General features: G+C 41.1%; 15 protein-coding genes and 1 pseudogene. 9 read left to right on the top strand and 7 right to left on the bottom strand.

Translation table 11 applies throughout. The annotated features are described in order from the left end of the window. Positions 1 to 26: 26 nt before the first annotated feature. Genes HMPREF2086_RS12195 through HMPREF2086_RS08685 form a run of 3 tightly spaced genes read left to right on the top strand, consistent with a single transcriptional unit; the run spans position 27 to position 1,765 of the window. The gene (locus HMPREF2086_RS12195; protein ID WP_222859736.1) at positions 27 to 200 is read left to right on the top strand and encodes a hypothetical protein; all 174 of its coding nucleotides are present in this window, start codon (positions 27 to 29) and stop codon (positions 198 to 200) included. Further along, on the top strand, positions 136 to 1,374 hold the full coding sequence (locus tag HMPREF2086_RS08690; protein WP_023928414.1) for an outer membrane family protein: 1,239 nt from the start codon (positions 136 to 138) through the stop codon (positions 1,372 to 1,374). The genes HMPREF2086_RS12195 and HMPREF2086_RS08690 overlap by 65 nt, the downstream gene beginning before the upstream one ends. 58 nt (positions 1,375 to 1,432) lie before the next feature. Next, positions 1,433 to 1,765: a hypothetical protein gene (locus HMPREF2086_RS08685; RefSeq protein ID WP_023928412.1), complete on the top strand. Its 333-nt coding sequence runs from the start codon at positions 1,433 to 1,435 to the stop codon at positions 1,763 to 1,765. Between the two features lie 68 nt (positions 1,766 to 1,833). Here HMPREF2086_RS08685 and HMPREF2086_RS08680 read toward each other — a convergent pair whose 3' ends face one another. The 6 genes from HMPREF2086_RS08680 to glmM form a co-directional block, all read right to left on the bottom strand. Continuing rightward, the gene (locus HMPREF2086_RS08680; protein ID WP_023928411.1) at positions 1,834 to 2,871 is read right to left on the bottom strand and encodes a hypothetical protein; all 1,038 of its coding nucleotides are present in this window, start codon (positions 2,869 to 2,871) and stop codon (positions 1,834 to 1,836) included. Between the two features lie 145 nt (positions 2,872 to 3,016). Further along, on the bottom strand, positions 3,017 to 5,803 hold the full coding sequence (locus tag HMPREF2086_RS08675) for an LPS-assembly protein LptD (protein ID WP_023928410.1): 2,787 nt from the start codon (positions 5,801 to 5,803) through the stop codon (positions 3,017 to 3,019). A gap of 9 nt (positions 5,804 to 5,812) precedes the next feature. Beyond that, positions 5,813 to 6,289, bottom strand: coding sequence for an RDD family protein (locus tag HMPREF2086_RS08670; protein WP_023928409.1), 477 nt, complete (start codon positions 6,287 to 6,289; stop codon positions 5,813 to 5,815). A gap of 106 nt (positions 6,290 to 6,395) precedes the next feature. Then, positions 6,396 to 7,757 (bottom strand): phosphoribosylamine--glycine ligase, encoded by a 1,362-nt coding sequence (gene purD, locus HMPREF2086_RS08665; RefSeq protein ID WP_023928408.1) that lies wholly within the window; start codon positions 7,755 to 7,757, stop codon positions 6,396 to 6,398. Positions 7,758 to 8,074: 317 nt separating this feature from the next. Beyond that, positions 8,075 to 8,632 (bottom strand): signal peptidase II, encoded by a 558-nt coding sequence (gene lspA, locus HMPREF2086_RS08660; RefSeq protein WP_023928407.1) that lies wholly within the window; start codon positions 8,630 to 8,632, stop codon positions 8,075 to 8,077. Then, positions 8,629 to 10,017 carry a phosphoglucosamine mutase gene (glmM, locus tag HMPREF2086_RS08655; protein ID WP_023928406.1) on the bottom strand — a complete coding sequence of 463 codons (1,389 nt, stop codon included), beginning with the start codon at positions 10,015 to 10,017 and terminating at the stop codon, positions 8,629 to 8,631. Before glmM ends, lspA begins: the two co-directional genes overlap by 4 nt. Positions 10,018 to 10,243: 226 nt before the next feature. Between glmM and rpsT the strand changes: the two genes are divergently transcribed. Together rpsT and prfA are read left to right on the top strand one after the other, a co-directional pair. Further along, positions 10,244 to 10,510: a 30S ribosomal protein S20 gene (gene rpsT / locus HMPREF2086_RS08650; protein ID WP_023928405.1), complete on the top strand. Its 267-nt coding sequence runs from the start codon at positions 10,244 to 10,246 to the stop codon at positions 10,508 to 10,510. A gap of 79 nt (positions 10,511 to 10,589) precedes the next feature. Beyond that, positions 10,590 to 11,654 carry a peptide chain release factor 1 gene (gene prfA, locus HMPREF2086_RS08645; protein WP_023928404.1) on the top strand — a complete coding sequence of 355 codons (1,065 nt, stop codon included), beginning with the start codon at positions 10,590 to 10,592 and terminating at the stop codon, positions 11,652 to 11,654. Positions 11,655 to 12,031: 377 nt separating this feature from the next. Here prfA and HMPREF2086_RS11010 read toward each other — a convergent pair whose 3' ends face one another. Then, positions 12,032 to 13,000 carry a BspA family leucine-rich repeat surface protein gene (locus HMPREF2086_RS11010; RefSeq protein WP_023928403.1) on the bottom strand — a complete coding sequence of 323 codons (969 nt, stop codon included), beginning with the start codon at positions 12,998 to 13,000 and terminating at the stop codon, positions 12,032 to 12,034. A 151-nt stretch (positions 13,001 to 13,151) separates the two neighbouring features. On the opposite strand from HMPREF2086_RS11010, the gene HMPREF2086_RS11750 reads away from it, so the two are divergent. The 4 genes and pseudogenes from HMPREF2086_RS11750 to HMPREF2086_RS12565 form a co-directional block, all read left to right on the top strand. Further along, positions 13,152 to 13,325 (top strand): hypothetical protein, encoded by a 174-nt coding sequence (locus HMPREF2086_RS11750; RefSeq protein WP_156921331.1) that lies wholly within the window; start codon positions 13,152 to 13,154, stop codon positions 13,323 to 13,325. Between the two features lie 87 nt (positions 13,326 to 13,412). After that, positions 13,413 to 13,913, top strand: a complete 501-nt coding sequence (gene petA / locus HMPREF2086_RS08635; RefSeq protein ID WP_023928402.1) for a ubiquinol-cytochrome c reductase iron-sulfur subunit — start codon at positions 13,413 to 13,415, stop codon at positions 13,911 to 13,913. A 10-nt stretch (positions 13,914 to 13,923) separates the two neighbouring features. Beyond that, positions 13,924 to 15,183 (top strand): cytochrome b, encoded by a 1,260-nt coding sequence (locus tag HMPREF2086_RS08630; protein WP_023928401.1) that lies wholly within the window; start codon positions 13,924 to 13,926, stop codon positions 15,181 to 15,183. Beyond that, positions 15,180 to 15,788, top strand: a pseudogene (locus HMPREF2086_RS12565) (c-type cytochrome); the annotation flags it as partial. The gene HMPREF2086_RS08630 and the pseudogene HMPREF2086_RS12565, both read left to right, overlap by 4 nt. Positions 15,789 to 16,467 lie beyond the last annotated feature (679 nt).

Here is a 16,467-nt window from a genome sequence, read left to right as displayed (position 1 = left end):
AGTGCGAATCTTTAGAACGATAGCTAGTGCGTGAGATTTTGCTTTTTGAGTGGGGCATAAAATCATATAAGCAAATTATGGTATTGTTTTTGCTAGCAAAAGTGCATAAAGACACTTTCAAAGGAATCATACCAAATGAGGCTAAAAAGACTTTTAGCGATATGGGCAGGTGCGCTAGCTGTGCTGTTTGGAGCGGGTGAGGTGCGTATTGATAATGCCCCTGCGAGTTCGTTTGCAGATGGGTTTAAGCGTGGGCTTATCTATGGGCACGCAGGATTGCTTTTTCAGCAGTCTATCGGTGCTAATCCCTACTCCACTTATGGCGACATAAACCTAAGTCTAGGCTATGAGACAAGGCGATTTATGGGCTATAAGTTTGGTGCGGAAATGTGGATAGTGCCTAAGCTATATGAAGCAAACGCAGGGGATTTCACACGCTCGCAGACTTACTTTGAAGTGCCTCAAATCTATGCGGATTTTTATAATGAGTATGAGAGATTTGGCGGAATTATAGGGCGATTTAAAACCGATGAAGAGTGGATAACCAACTACACAGAGGGCTTAAGTGCTAGCTATGATAGAGTGCGAAATCTATCGCTAAATTTTACTTGGGCTTTAAGAAATGCGTTTTTTACTAATTATTTCGCGCAAAATTATCAAGTATTTGGCGACTATCAAAGCGGAAAAGTAGGCAGCTTTAGTGGTGGTGCGTTTAATCTGCGTGCAGATTTTGCTATCCCCCAAGCTGCACTTGTGCTTAGCCCGTATCTATATATGGTGCCAGATTTTTTTGTCGCACCGGGGCTAAAGACGAAGCTAGACTTGTCCATCAACCAAAAGCTATTTTTTCGCGCACTTATCCACCTCGCTTCCTATGTGGGTGTAGGCAAGCAAGCTAGCTCTACAAGCGGAGGTGGTGGGGTTATTTGGGGGGAAGCACAGATTGATTGGGGGAGATTTGTAGCGGCTGGGCAGGATTGGCAAAGCTTTTTGACCGCAGGCGTGGGAATCATAAACACACCAAATCGTGGGGCGATATATATTGATAGCTTTGGGCAAAATACGCCTTTTGAGAGGGCGGATGGAATTTTTTATTATAACTCCACCACGCCTTATGCCTTTGCTTCGGTAAATCTATGGCGATATGTGAGCTTGTATGGGGCGTTTCGCACAAGTATCATCTCTAGCAATGAAACGGTGCTAAATTGGGAAGCGAGAGTGGATTTTCGTCCTATCAAAAGTGTATTGCTAGGAGCAAGCGCGGTGGGTGTAAATAGCTCGGTAAATGTTAGAAATAATCGTGTGATGCCAACGAGATTTGGTCCAAGTGGTAGCTATACGATATTTCGCGGGTATGTGGAGTATAGCTTCTAAGCCATAAAAGAGATTAAAACTCTATGCGCGTGTGCAAGAAGTAAAACAAGGAGTAAAAATGGAAAAGTTAGTCAAGTTTTACAAAATCTATGTAATCGCTTTGGTAGCCGTGATAACTATCGCTAGTGTGGTGTTTCGCGTCATAAATGGAGCTGATGAAGTGGGATTTGGTGGAATGGTGGCACTATTTGGACTGCTGCTGTGGCTACCTCTTTTTGTGTATGGGACTTTTGTGTATCTACCAAGCAGAATCTATCAAAAATTTCAACGCCCAAAAGAGGAGCAAAGAGATTTCATCGTGTTTGAAAACACCGCGTTTGAAATGCTGTATTATCTCTCGCTTTTTGTGCTAGCATTTGTCGTAGTGGTGGTGATGAAAGGCATTTTGTAGCAGGGTTTAATCTAGTAGTCAAAATCTTAGCACCAAGCCCACTTGCACAAGAGAATCTAAGAAAGAATCTAAATGGATTCTTTGCTTTTTTCTGGCTTGTCTGCTTTTGTATGTGCGCTCATTATCTTTAGCACTTCTTCTTCGCTTAGGCTTTTTAGCTCTTTGTAATAATGCTCGGTGCTGACAAAATAATCTATGCTTGCCACACAGATAAGCATATCACTTTGGGATTTTAGTAGCTCGGCGACATCGCGTGAGATTACAGGGGCTAGGATAAATATACTTTTTGCTTTTTTTTGGATACAAGTTTTTATCGCTAGGCTCATTGTGATTCCGCTCTCTACTCCTTGGTCAATGAGAAAAACATCTTTTTGGGACAAATCGCTTAGTGTCGCACCCTTGCGGAATTTATAGATTCTAGGAAGCAAGACTTCATCATAGGTGCGTCTAGCCTCTCCATAGACATAATCAAGCGTAATATCAAAACTATCAATGAGCTCTTCATTTAGCACAATATCCATATTTTCACTCACGCTTGCTATCTCGCACTCATCATTCATCGGCGCAAATATAGGTGCGCTAAAAAGCAAATCTAGCTTGGAGTTTAGCTTGTGTGCAAGATTGTGCGCGAAAAATAACCCATCAAAGCTCGTGGATAAAATAATATTTTGGCTAGAATCAATATGCTGATTGACAAACATATCATAGAGTTTGTCAAATGCGTCTTCTCTATTTTCAAAAAGTTGGGTAGCTAGATTTGTTAGTCCGTGTAGACTTCTCTCGCGTGCCTCATTAGATAGATTTTGGGATAGGTTTTGTGGTAAGTTTTGGGCAAATGATTTTGCACTCATTTGGTTTAGGGTTTGTATGGTGGATTTTGTGCTTCGTAGGGTATCTTGGGGTTTGAGTGGTTTTGTGGTTTTGGTAGGAGAGGGCTTTTGCGCATTTGAGGGATTTTGAGTGCTTGTAGGATTTTTTGATTCTAGGCTAGATTGTGTGCTAGCAAAGTCTTTGTCTAAATCACTAGCGTTTATATCTTTTGGTGTGGGCTTTGGTGCGGATTTTATGCTTGATTTGGCGTGCTTTTGAGCGATTTTGCTTGGCATACTCTCTCCTTAAATCTTAAAAATCTCTAAATAAATTTGAGACAAAAAAAGTGGCTAAAATCTAAAAAGCAAGTATATCTCATAAAAAGCAAACTTGCCAAATCTATACCCAAAACCTCTATCAACTCCCCTATATCAAAATCTATCAAAATCTCATAGAAAGTCCTGTGCCACCTAAGGGAACGAAATTAAACACTACGCGCACGAAATAATCACTTTGGATAAAAAACGGATTATCCTCGTTGTTTGTGAGGATAGGACGCCTGCGGTTTATAAACTTTAGCCCAATCCCAAAACAACGCACATTTTTATAAACCCCTATATCCCAATCAAGAAAAGCATCTCTGCTAATGTCATATCCTGCCTGCATAGATAGGGCAAAAACCCCAAAATCTTTTGATAAAACTCCGCGAATATAGTGAGCGTGGGTATTTGTAGTGAATGTATTTGAAGTCAAATCAAACCCACGATTTGCCCCGCCGTCTTTGTAGTAGTAGGAAAGTAGCGAGCTAAATGTGCCGACATTGTAGCTAATGCTAGCAGAGATTTCATTTAGCGAGCCATAATAAAAAGAGTAAAAAAAGCTTGTGGAGAGATTTAGCCCATCTAGTGGCGAGTAGGTGAAGCGATTTTCTAGCGGGCGTCTAGCGATTTGTCTTGGGTCGTTTATGTCTCTTATTATACCATTGCTATCGGCGTCAAAATTTAGCCTCTGAAAGATTTTCCAATCAAAAATAGGATTGCCATTATTGGTTATGAAGTATTGGCTTAGCTTCAAATCTAGCGTGTTTGCTAGGATAGAATACGCGCTTATACCGCTTGGGTCCCAAATGTCATCATAATATTTCCACTCACCATTTACCCTAAATGGATAAGTGTTGGCAAATTCTGCGTTGTTTGATAGGGTTGCGCTATTGCGATTGTTTAAGCCACTTGCACGAATATTGGCAAAATATCCGCCTGCTTGCCTATCAAAAAGCCCATCTGCATAAGAAATGTAAGGATATGGTCCGCTAAATAGGGCTTCAAATTGGATAGAGTGAAAGATTTTGTCAAAACTGCGTGATAAATCCGTGTTTAGCGACAGGGAATAATTAGCCGAAAAGATATTGCCAAATTTTAGTTGGTTTGGGAGATTTTGGCTTTGGCTCTCACTTGTGATGACGCCTCCTACATAGCTATTTTGAGCGGAGTGGATATTTAGATTTTCTGCATAAAATTCATTCCAAAATCCAATGGAGAGGTATTTTTTGAAAAGTGAGAACTGCAAGCCCACAGGGATTTTCACAGCGTTTTCGATATAGCCATAGCCACGCGTGCGGATAGTGTTTTTCATCTGATAGTCTATGGAGTAGAGCAAAGACTTCCAAAAAAGAGAGTTTGTGTATTTGTGGTATTGGAGGTTTGGCACGGATTGTAAAGTGGTGGAGTTGCTTAGCTTGGCTAGGTTTAGGAAATATTTGATATTTAGCCCAAAGTAGTGATTATCTGTTTGGAGGTAGAAATTTGCCTTAGAAGCGTAAGTAGCGTCATAGATTCGCTTATTTGCCTTATCTAGACGGTAGTAATCCAAATCATTCATATGCACCATATTGACATAGATTCCATTATCTAGCTCGTTTTTTAGGCGAAAATACTTTTGGAGTGGCTGCTTGCCTAGATGATAAAATCTAAAGCCATAAACTTCTCTGTTTTTTATATTGTATCTTTCTTTGTAAGAATCGAAATTATAAAGATAGCCCACTTCTGCCATAGTCCTATCATTTGCACTATCTACTAGCCTCATCTCAAAGTGTCCGCCTACACCGCGAGAAGTTCGCACTTGGGGCGTGAAAGTCATATCAAACCACGACTTTATAGGCACGAAGTAGGGCTGTGCGTAGATAAACCCCTCTGTATTTGATGACAAAAAGTAAGGAAACAAAAATCCGCTTTTGCGATTTAGGTTTGTATCTATGGTAAAGTATGGGAAATAAAAAATCGGCACATCGCCGATATAAACGCGCGGATTCCACAAAGATACACGCTGTTTCTCGGCATTATATGAGCCAGAGCTAGCTTCCATTCGCCATATCGGGCTTTGGACTTGACAGCCCGAGATTATGGCTTTTTTGAAGCCATATACACCTTTTTTGGAGCTACCAGATATGGCGTTTACCCACATTCCGCTAGTGGTGTCTTGCAAATATAGTGGCTCTAAAATCCCATAGTGCTCATCTAGCTCAAAGCTCGCAGAATGAGTGCGAACAAGCAAAGTGCCACCCCGATAGATTCTCACTTCTCCCTCTGCATAGACTTTTTTGTTTTCTATGTCGTATTTGATGACATCGGCTATGGTGTATAAATCAGGATTTATCATCACGGCATTGTGGATAGCGTGTATGACATTGTTTTCGCTTTTTACCTCATCGGCTAGTAGCTCAAAAATGCGCTGATTGTCTTTGTCATACTCTGCAGCTGCGGTTTTAGACGCAGAAGATAGAGGGAGATTTGGTGGGATATTTTTGGGAGTTTGTTGAGTTTGGGCTTGGGTAGGCTGCGTGTCTTGGGGAGTTTTAGCAAAATCTTGAGTGGTTTTGGCTTCTTGTAGTGCTTGATTTTGGGTGGTTTGATTTTGTGAGGAATGTGGTGCTTCTTTGGCAGAATCTTTTTGTGTATTAGCGTGAGTAAAATCCTGCGTGGATTTTGTGCTATCTTTTATTTTGCCTTGTGCTTTTCTTTGGGATTTGAAAGTTTGAGCTAGGCTATCATCATCGAGATTAAAATCCCTCATATTTGTGCCAAACTCATTTGAGAGGCAGATTTCAGCAAGTAGCACACAAACAAGCAAAATCCAAAATCTAGCGCGAAAGGCTCTAGGAAATCTAGCGCAAATTAGGCTTAAAAATCCGCGATAAAATCCCCCCCAAAGTCCGCACCAAAATCTAGCCACGCAAAATCCCTATTGCTTTTTTTGGATAACGATACTTTGGCAAAGTCTATCATATAGCGTGCGCCTAAAGCTATCGCTTAGCGCAAACATAAAAGGGATATAATACACAATCTGTGAAACCTCACGCAAAAACGCGCGAAGTAGCGACTTTGGCACGGAGGGCGAGTCAAGCAAGTCTATGCTTACCACTTCGATTTTGCAGACTATCTTGCCTACACTTGCACCATACCACGCCACGAAAATCCACTGATAAATCATATCTATCACAAACATTTGCAATAGCATTGGATTCATAGCGTTTATGATTTGCTCTGCGTTGCTCTCTTGGAGGCTTTTGTTGATACTCTCTAGCGCACCAAAATTTAGCAAGCAAACCACCACACTTACTATCAAGCTATCTAGCACAAAAGCAATGAATCGCTTATCAATGTCTGCTAGCTGTATGTCCTCTCTATCAAGGATTTCTTGGATTTGCTCATCGCTCATTTTTTGGATTCCTTTTGTTTTGGCTATGGTTTGGATTTTGTGGTTAGATTTTGCTAGATTTTAGGATTTTGGCGTTTTTTTGGCATTTTTGGGCGAAGTTTGTTGCCTAAGGCTTGATTGCTTTATCTGCTATGTCTTTGCGATATATTGCACCCTCAAATTGTATGGACTTTGCGATTGTGTAGGCGTTTGCTTGGGCTTTTGGCAAACTATCTGCTATGCCAACTGCTAGGGCTACTCTACCACCGCTTGCTAGCATAGAATGCTCCTTATCCTCGCTACTCTCACTCACTCCTGCATAATGCACTCGCCCTAGATTTTCATCATAAGGAGTGATTTTGATAGTATGAGGAATGCTACTACCAAAGGGGTAGTTATGACTTGCAAGCACTACTGCTACGCAGTGCTTATCGCTAAAACTCACTTGGAGATTTTTTAGGTTTTTGCTTTTCACAGCTTCGCAAATATCAAGCAAAGGCGTTTGCAAAAGTGGCATAAGCACTTCGCATTCTGGGTCGCCAAAGCGGACATTGAATTCTAGTAGATATGGCTCTAGCTCGCCCCCTTTTTCTACCACCATTATTCCTGCGAAAAGCACCCCACAAAAAGGCGTGCCTCTTTTTTTCATTCCCTCTAGCGTAGGGGCAAAAATCCTAGATTCTATTTTTTGCATTAGGGTTTTATCGCAAAGCGGTGTCGGTGTGTATGCACCCATACCACCTGTATTTGGTCCTTTATCTCCGTCATAAAGCTGCTTGTGGTCTTGACAAGCGGGCAAAGTGATAAAGTCCTCTCCATCACAGATTGCAAATACAGAGAGCTCATAGCCTACTAGATACTCCTCCACCACGATACGCAAGCCCGCTTCCCCGAAGCTTTTCCCACTTAGCATTGATTGTATGCTTTGCTTGGCTTCATCATAAGTTTGGGCGATGATTACGCCTTTGCCCGCGCACAGTCCGCTAGCTTTGACTACGATAGGAGGGGTAAGCGTGCGTGCAAAATCTAGGGCTTCTTGTGGATTGTCTGTTTGGATATATTTCGCAGTTGGGATTTGAAACTCACATAAAAAATCTTTCATAAACGCTTTTGAACCCTCTAGCTTTGCAGCATCTTTGCTAGGTCCAAAAGCCTTTATGCCCTCTTTTGCTAGTTCATCGCTTAGCCCTGCCACTAGCGCACTCTCCCCACCGATAATTACCCAATCGATTTGCTTCTCTTTGCAAAAGGTAGTGATTTCCTCATTGCTTTTTAGCTCTACATTTTGCCCTAGCGTTTTTGTGCCTGCATTGCCTATGGCAAAATAGATTTCCCCTACCCGCTTATCACTTCGCAAATGCTCGCCTAGCGCGTATTCTCTGCCGCCATTGCCGACTATGAGTATGGATTTTTGATTTGTGGGATTTTGGGAAGTGGAAGAGGATTGCGCGGAATAGGATTGCGAAGTGCTAGGGGGGTTGCTTGACATTATTAGCCTTTTTAAGATTTTGTATAATAAAGCACCCAAATAACCGCTACTTAAACTTTGCGCAGCCCACTCTTACAAGCTACAAATAAGGCTGGAGGATTCTCTTAGGCGGCAGACACTCGCCTACTTAAAGGCTTCAGGCGCGAATACCGACACACAAAAACCGCTACCAAAGCCTAAAATACTTCGATTAACGGACTCACCAAAAAAAGAAACACGAGTTATTCAGGCGCAATACTTGTGATTGACACATTTTATAAGGCATTATTATAAAGTTGTTTGGCTTAATTTTGGGTTACAAAGTAATCAAAAAAAATTTATTTTAGGACTTCTTGGCTTTTGCTAGTGTGTTTTTTATCTAGCCATAGCCATTGAATCATAAGTATAGCCACGCCTATGTCGATACACACATCAGCGACATTAAATATCGCAAACTCAAACCAATAATGCCAATGCACAAAATCCACTACCGCGCCGTGTATAAATCTATCAATGACATTAGAAACCCCGCCTCCTAGTATAAGCCCTATACCCAAAAAATACCGCTTCATTGCGTCATTGTTGAAAAGCAAGTATGCAAAAATCGCTAGCAAAAATCCCATTTGAAGCCATTTGAGATATTCACCTAGACTTGCTAGCATAGAGAAAGCCACGCCGTCATTATACACAAGCACGATAGAAATCATCTCGCTACTCCAGCGAAATCCATCTAAGATAATGCCTTTTACATATTGGTCGCAGGCAATCACGGCTATGATGACAAGGATAAGTTTTATGAAACCATAGATTTTGCTTTTTGCAGTGGAATGGGGAGCTTTTTTGGGGGATTTGGGGGGGAGATATGAAAAAAATGTCGTATTTTGTGAGATTTTCACCCTAACGCTCCTTTGAAAAATGTCTCTATCTCTGCGCTCATCTCTTCAATCACACTCATTTGCTTGCCCTCTAGGAGAATCCTTAGCTTGTTTTCTGTGCCAGAGTAGCGGATAAGCGGGCGCAAATGTGCTTTTGTGATTTTCTCACATAATTGTTTATAGCCGTTTAATGATTCTAGTGGTGGCTTTGAAGTTACTTTGATATTTAGCAGTTTTTGTGGGTATAGCTCAAATGGACGCAGGGCTTTGTGGGATTTTGCCTTTTTGCGCAAGATAAGTGCCATTACCTGTATCGCGCTTAGGACACCATCTCCTGTGGTGGAATAATCACTAAAGATAATATGCCCACTTTGCTCGCCACCAAAGTTTGTGCTATGCTTTTTCATCGCATCAAACACATACTTATCCCCTACCCCACACCGCTTAAGTGATATATTTTGGGATTGTAGATATTCTTCTAAGGCAAGATTGCTCATCTGTGTGGCTATGACTATGGAATTCTCTAGCTCATTTATAGAATGCAAATACACACCAAGCGCACCTATGAGGTTGTCCCCATCGACTATACCGCCTTTGTCATCTACGACTACAAGCCTATCTGCATCGCCATCAAGCCCAAATCCTATATCCCCTCGATATTTTAGCACCGCTTTTGCTAGGTTTTGAGGATGCATAGCCCCGCACTGCTCGTTTATGTTGAACCCATTTGGCTCGTTATTTAGCACTATGACATCTGCACCTAGCTCGCGAAAGATTGTGGGGGCGACTTTGTATGCCGCGCCGTTTGCACAATCTAGAACGATTCTAAGTCCTTGCAGGGTAAGCTCTTTTGGGAAAGAGTTTTTGATATGAACGATATATCGCCCGATGACATCATCTATGCGCTTTGAGCTACCGATAGACTTGCCTTTTTTGTAGGCATTGTCAAAAAGTGTGGGCGAGTGGAAAATCTCCTCAATGTGAGATTCTGCCCTTTCATCAAGTTTGTGCCCAAATCTGTCAAAAAACTTTATGCCATTGTCCTCATAGGGATTGTGGCTTGCAGAAATCATTATCCCCGCATCACAGCGCATATCAGCAGTGAGAAACGCAATCGCAGGAGTTGGCATAGGTCCTACTTGTATGACATCATAGCCCACGCTTGTAAGTGCACTAACTAAGGCATTTTCTATCATATAGCCACTGCGCCGCGTGTCTTTGCCAACTAGGATTTTATTGGTTGAGGGGATTTTGGAGTCTTGTGTGTTGTGAAAATATAGCCCCGCAGCTATGCCAAGACGCAAGCATAAACTAGGCGTAATAACACCTCCCGCTTCGCCACGAACGCCATCTGTGCCAAATACTTTTTTAAGAGCTTGTTTTTGTGATTTTGTGGTTTTTGTCATTTGTCTAAAAACTCCCAAAGAATTTTTTATGCGATTTTGCACTTCCCCTATTTTCACTATTTTCACTTGCTTTTTTAGGCTTGCTTTTTGTTTGTGAATTGTTTGCAAACTAGAATCTTACACTATTTTTGCAACTATTTTTGTAATGTTTTTGGGGCAATTAAACTCATTTTAATCAAAACTGCTGTAAAATGCGCAGTTTAAATTTTCCCAAAAGGACAATCTTATGGCAAACCATAAATCCGCAGAAAAACGAATAAGACAAACACAAACGCGCACGCTCCGCAATCGCTACTATCGCACTAGAATCAAAAATATCATAAAATCCGTGCGAGAAAGCATAGAAAGCAAAGACGCGACAAAAGCCCAAGAAGCATTCAAAATCGCAAACAAAGAGCTGCATAAATTTGTCTCTAAGGGTGTTTTGAAAAAAAATACTGCCGCTAGAAAGGTAAGCAGACTAAATAGCGCACTAAAAAAACTAAGTGCGTAACTTCACAATCTTGTAATACTTCATCTCTTTCCGCAGTACGCAGAATCTAGCACAAAATCCAAAAGAGCAAATCTTAGAAATGCTACTTGATAAGCTAAAGCCAATCATTTCTCGCTACGAGGAAATAAGCTCAAAACTAGCTGATTCTGCAAGCCTAAGTGATGTCAAACTACTAACCGAACTTAGCAAAGAGCAATCCTCCATAGAGGAAATCACTCAAAAAGCCAAACAATACATTTCTACGCTGGATTCCATCACGCAGAGCAAAGCCCTGCTAGATGACAAAGAGCTAGGCGAACTCGCAAAAGAGGAGCTAAAAAGCCTAGAAGCGACAAAAGCTAGGCTAGAAGATGAAATAAAGATTTTACTAATCCCCAAAGACCCCAATGGCAATAAAAATGTATTTTTAGAAATCCGCGCAGGGACAGGAGGTGATGAGGCGGGAATATTCGTGGGCGATTTATTCAAGGCGTATTGTCGCTATGCGGATTTGCGTAAATGGAAAGTTGAAATCATAAGCTCGAGCGAAAATAGCGTAGGAGGATATAAAGAAATCATCGCGCTAATAAAGGGCGAGGGCGTGTATTCGCGCCTAAAGTATGAGGGTGGCACACACCGCGTGCAGCGCGTCCCAGAGACAGAATCGCAAGGGCGCATTCACACTTCTGCCGTAACCATCGCCATAATGCCCGAAGTCGATGATGTGGAAGTGAGTATCAACCCAAATGACTTAAAAATCGATGTGTTTCGCAGTGGCGGACACGGCGGACAAAGTGTCAATACCACCGATTCAGCGGTGCGAATCACGCACATTCCAACGGGCATTTCAGTCTCTATGCAAGATGAAAAATCCCAGCACAAAAACAAAGACAAGGCATTAAAAATCCTCAAAGCGCGAATCTATGAAATGGAGTTAGAAAACAAAGCAAAGACAGAGGGTGCAAACCGCAAGGAGCAAGTCGGCAGTGGCGATAGGAGTGAGCGAATCCGCACTTATAACTACCCGCAAAATCGCCTAACCGACCATAGAATAAATCTCACGCTGTATAGCTTAGAGGAGATTATGCTATCAGGCAATCTAGATTCCATAATAGACCCGCTTATCACACACGCCCAAAGTGAAGCGATGAGTGCGAGTGAGTGAAACTATAAGTGAAGCGAATGTGGGATAAATCTGCGTAGCAAAGTTTTTAAGCAAGCCAAACAAAGTTAGGATAAAGTAAAAACGAATTAGAATAAAAAAGCAGAATCTAGTTTTTGAAGTTTTTTAAAACACTATCGCAGGTAAGGCAAAAAGGCTAATAAAGCAATACTAGACTTGCCAAATAAGGCTAGCTAAATGTTGTTTTGGCTAGTTGTAGTATCTATGAAATCACTTCCGCAATACAATCAAAAAAAAACTTGTAAAAAACACCAAAAAATGCCACAAAAATCTAGCGAAAAAACATCGCTACACTTGGCTTTGACTAGAAAAGACATTCTAGTCAAAATATTTCTATGCTAAATAGCTTTAAAGAAACGCTATTTTTTGAGCCATTTTGGTGGATTTTTCTCTAGGGCAGAATCTTTAAACATATCTTTCATTATCGCATCGGGGCGTAGCTTATCCCCCCAAGCGTCCAAATTTTGTTTATAGGCAGGAGTTTTCTCAAACATTTTATTCATATTTTTGACATTGCGGATATTCCACATATCAAGCGGCTGATTAAACGCCTTTGTACCATAAAACATTCCTTTCATTGAGCGAACTCTGCTGACATTCCATTTATCAAGCGGTTGGTTAAAGGCTTCTGCTCCTGCAAACATAGCTATCATAACCTCTACACTACTGACATCCCAATTATTTAGTGGCTCATTAAAAGTCTCCAAACCCTTAAACATTAGACTCATATCCTTGACATTGCTGACATCCCAACACTCAATCCCCTTAAACTCATACCTAAGTGGGATAAGGTATTCGGTATCTGGGTCGTTTTCGTCTTCTTCTGTGTCAAAAAACAAACGCTTCATATCTGTGATTTTGCTCGTATCAATCTCGCCTAGATTTATACTTTCATCTCTTATGAGCTTTTTTAGGGCGATTAGATTTTTGGGGAAGTATTTAGGGTTGGGGCAGTTGTCATATCCATCATCACTTGCATCTGTGGCTATTTGACGAGAATCTGCTAATCGTTTGCCGCTAGGAAGTGGTATTGCAGAGCTTTTAATCTCAAGTTTTGATATATCTAGCTCTGTATCATCGTCTTCTGTGGACTCACTTTGGCTGTCATCATCTGCTATATCTTCGCTTATGGCTTTGTCTTTTTGGAATAGTGCGCAACCTGTCGCGCCAAATATCACAGCCATTCCAAAAAGCCCTACAAATATAGCTTTGCACAATGTGGCAGACATTCCTAGTAGAAACTCCAAAGACAATACCAAAGAAGCAGGCTTATTAGGCTTATATTGTTGGCATTCTTGTTTTGTGTGTTTTTGGTTTTTGTATAGCATTTGCTCTCCTTATTTGGATAGTAAATTTTTAAGGTAAAATCGCTATTGTAGCGCAAAAAAATATCTAAAAAGATACATTCTCTTATTTTTTAGATAAGTTTTTAGCAAAATTGATAGGATTTTGGAAAAGTCTTAAAACAAGTAGCGTGAAATGCGACAAAACAAGACGCTACATAGCCCGACATTATTTAACGATGCTAGGCAAATGTTTCTTAACGAAGCACAATCCCTCAAATGTCGCACAAAAGCCTATTTACTGATACTTTTGCATTTTTTGTGGCTATTTTTTATTCTCAAAAAGGACAAAATTATGAATTTATATTAGTTTTTTTTGCATTTTTATAGTTATTTAATAAGACTTTTAAATGTTTATCGTTACAATCAACCTTTTATTTTGCAAAAGGAGAACGCAATGGCTGAAGTAAAAAGACGCGATTTCTTGGGTATGGCACTAGGCGGCGTTACCGCTGTGGGTGCTGTGGCTTCACTAATCGCTGTGAAAAAGACTTGGGACCCTCTCCCAAGCGTTGTTTCTGCTGGTGTAACCACCGTAGATGTGGCAGAACTAAAAGAGGGGGATTTTTCTCGCGTTGAGTGGCGTGGTAAGCCTGTGTTTATCATTAGAAAAGACGCTCAAGATGGCTTTGATGCGAAGCGAAACTTCAAAATAGGCGATGCTGTGTATACGCTTGGTTTGCAGATTTGCACTCATTTGGGTTGCATACCATTCTACAAAAGCGATGAAAAAAGCTTCCTTTGTCCCTGCCACGGCGGACGATTCACGCTAGATGGCATAAATGTCGAGGGCACTCCACCACCTAGACCATTTGATGTTCCGCCATTTAAAGTAGAAGGCACAGTGCTTACGCTTGGTGTTTCTGGACCCGAGTATGAAGCTATGCTAAAAGCATAAAGGAGAGAAAATGGCGACTTTTAACAAATCAGAAGGACTTATGGATTGGCTTGATAAAAGGCTTGGTGTAAATAAATTCCTCAAAGTGATGATGACGGAATATTGGATTCCTAAAAATATCAATTTCCTTTGGGCTATGGGCGTGCTTTTGCTGACGCTATTTACGCTACTTGTGGTAAGCGGGCTGTTTTTGCTTATGTATTACAAGCCTGATACGGACTATGCGTTTAATAGCGTGAATTTCACTATTATGAAAGAAGTGGAGTTTGGCTGGCTGTGGCGACATATACACGCAGTAGCTGCAAGTATGGTGTTTGTGATTATTTACATTCATATGTTTGTAGCGATTTATTATGGCTCGTATAAGCAAGGGCGAGAAATGGTGTGGATAGGCGGTATGTTGCTGTTTGTGGTATTTTCTGCGGAAGCATTTAGTGGATATATGTTGCCTTGGGGACAGATGAGCTATTGGGCTGCTACTGTTATTACCAACCTTTTTGGGGGGATTCCATTTATTGGTGATGATTTAGTCGAGTGGATACGAGGAAACTATGTCGTAGCCGATGCGACTTTGACAAGGTTTTTTATGCTTCATGTAGTGCTATTGCCTGTGGTGATAATGCTACTTATCGCATTTCACTTCTATTCACTACGATTCCCCCATGTAAATAACCAAGATGGCGAAGAGATAAACTTCGAGGAAGAAGCAAAAAAATACGAAGAGGGCAAAAGAGCAGAGTCCAAAGTTATTCCTTTTTGGCCTGTGTTTATGTCCAAAGACATTTTTGTGGTATGTGCGTTTATGGTGCTATTTTTCTACCTTGTGTGCTATCACTTTGATTTTGCTATGGACCCTGTGAATTTTGACCCAGCAGATTCTCTAAAAACTCCTACACATATTTATCCTGAGTGGTATTTCTTGTGGAGCTATGAAGTGTTGCGTGGATTTTTCTTTAATGTGGGACCGATAAAAGCTAGCGACATAGGACTTGCAGCATTTGGTGTGGCACAAGTGGTATTTTTGCTACTTCCTTGGCTTGATAGAAGCCCTGTGGTAAAGCCAGCCCACAAACGCAAGGCTTACTTTGTATGGTTTTGGCTACTTATCATAGATTTAATCGTGCTAACCGTCTATGGCAAGCTCCCACCAGAGGGGATAAACACCTACATAGGTTGTGTGGCTTCTATTGGATTTTTGTTCCTTATCTTTGTCGCACTGCCCTATATCACTATCAAAGAGCGTAAAGCTACGCAAGGAGGTGGGCTATGAGAGAATTAAAGATTTTAGTCATTGTAGTGATTGTGATTGGCGTGATTTATTGGGGTGTGGAGCCTTTGGCACATAGCGTTATGCACCCAAAAGTCGCTCCTGCAGAATTTGACTTTGTTGCAAGTGGCAAAAATGATGTCTTTGACTTAAAGCAATTAGTCAAAAAAGCTGATGCCAACCTAAAATCTGCACAAAAAAGTGGCAATCAGCTAAACATAGAACGAGCGCAAAAAGAGCTAGATAAAGCGCAAGAAAATCTAGCAAATCTTGATGGATTTTGGAGCAAGATGGACTTAAAAAATGGCAATGCAGAGGAGGGCAAGCAAATCTTTGTAGAAAACTGCAACTCCTGCCACACTGTGAAGTCCCAGCCTGATTTGGCTGCTCGCAGCACAGAGCAAAGCGATGAGGAAGTCTCTCAAGCCTATGGTGTTATCCCGCCAGATTTATCTACCGTGGCAGCTGTGCTAGACCACAACTTTTTGGCGCACTTTATCAAAAACCCTATCCTTGCTTCTAAGCTATGGCACAAAGAAGACCTAGTCTATCCTATGTCAGGCTACGATTGGCTAGGAGATGAGGCGATAGGAAATATCGTGGCATATCTTTCCTCTATCGCACCAAAAGAAATCAGTGATAAAGAAGTATTTGAGCAGGCTTGTTTGCGCTGTCATAGTGTGAATTATGACAAGCTCACTTCACCTAGTGTCATCGGCGATTTGAACCGCTACTTGGGTGCTCGCTCATATATCTACTTCTATATGAGCTCAAACTCTAGCACTGATGATTTGGAGAGATACTTAGGAGCGCGTGCGCCTGATTTGTCTATGATGATTCGTGCGCGCGGCGAGGACTATCTATATAAATTTATGAATGACCCACAAAAACTTCTGCCCGGCACTTCTATGCCACGACTAGGGCTTACAAAAGAAGCTGAAGAAAAAGTCATAAACTATCTAAATGAAGTGGGAGACACTAAGAAAGAGCAAAGAGAATCGCTAGGCTGGAAAATAATGCTATTCTTTGGCATTATGGCAGTGCTTGCGTATCTTTGGAAGCGCAAAATATGGGCTGAATTGCATTAGTGTTTGTTTGGAGGGGGGTTTAGATTTTGATAGCGTTTTACTTATTTTTACCTATTTGGGATTTCAAAATAGTGCGGAATCTAAGAAAAATTAGGTTCTCTTTTTTGAAATCCTACTTTTTGATTCTGCATAATATTTCAACTTTATCCACCATTAGCTTTAGCATTTTACTCTACTAGACAATTTTAAGTGCGATTTG

Origin of the sequence: Helicobacter macacae MIT 99-5501, from assembly GCF_000507845.1 — a bacterium.
GTDB lineage: Bacteria > Campylobacterota > Campylobacteria > Campylobacterales > Helicobacteraceae > Helicobacter_B > Helicobacter_B macacae.
The sequence above is the reverse complement of the archived record's forward strand: the minus strand, read 5'-3'. Positions and strand labels throughout refer to the sequence as shown.

What these genes read in the sequence shown, in the direction of transcription:
- HMPREF2086_RS11010 (WP_023928403.1), bottom strand. Translation starts at nt 13,000, where the DNA reads ATGCTATACAAAAACCAAAAACACACAAAACAAGAATGCCAACAATAT.
- prfA (WP_023928404.1), top strand. Translation starts at nt 10,590, where the DNA reads ATGCTACTTGATAAGCTAAAGCCAATCATTTCTCGCTACGAGGAAATA.
- HMPREF2086_RS11750 (WP_156921331.1), top strand. Translation starts at nt 13,152, where the DNA reads ATGCGACAAAACAAGACGCTACATAGCCCGACATTATTTAACGATGCT.
- HMPREF2086_RS08680 (WP_023928411.1), bottom strand. Translation starts at nt 2,871, where the DNA reads ATGCCAAGCAAAATCGCTCAAAAGCACGCCAAATCAAGCATAAAATCC.
- HMPREF2086_RS08690 (WP_023928414.1), top strand. Translation starts at nt 136, where the DNA reads ATGAGGCTAAAAAGACTTTTAGCGATATGGGCAGGTGCGCTAGCTGTG.
- petA (WP_023928402.1), top strand. Translation starts at nt 13,413, where the DNA reads ATGGCTGAAGTAAAAAGACGCGATTTCTTGGGTATGGCACTAGGCGGC.
- HMPREF2086_RS08630 (WP_023928401.1), top strand. Translation starts at nt 13,924, where the DNA reads ATGGCGACTTTTAACAAATCAGAAGGACTTATGGATTGGCTTGATAAA.
- purD (WP_023928408.1), bottom strand. Translation starts at nt 7,757, where the DNA reads ATGTCAAGCAACCCCCCTAGCACTTCGCAATCCTATTCCGCGCAATCC.
- HMPREF2086_RS08685 (WP_023928412.1), top strand. Translation starts at nt 1,433, where the DNA reads ATGGAAAAGTTAGTCAAGTTTTACAAAATCTATGTAATCGCTTTGGTA.
- glmM (WP_023928406.1), bottom strand. Translation starts at nt 10,017, where the DNA reads ATGACAAAAACCACAAAATCACAAAAACAAGCTCTTAAAAAAGTATTT.
- HMPREF2086_RS08670 (WP_023928409.1), bottom strand. Translation starts at nt 6,289, where the DNA reads ATGAGCGATGAGCAAATCCAAGAAATCCTTGATAGAGAGGACATACAG.
- rpsT (WP_023928405.1), top strand. Translation starts at nt 10,244, where the DNA reads ATGGCAAACCATAAATCCGCAGAAAAACGAATAAGACAAACACAAACG.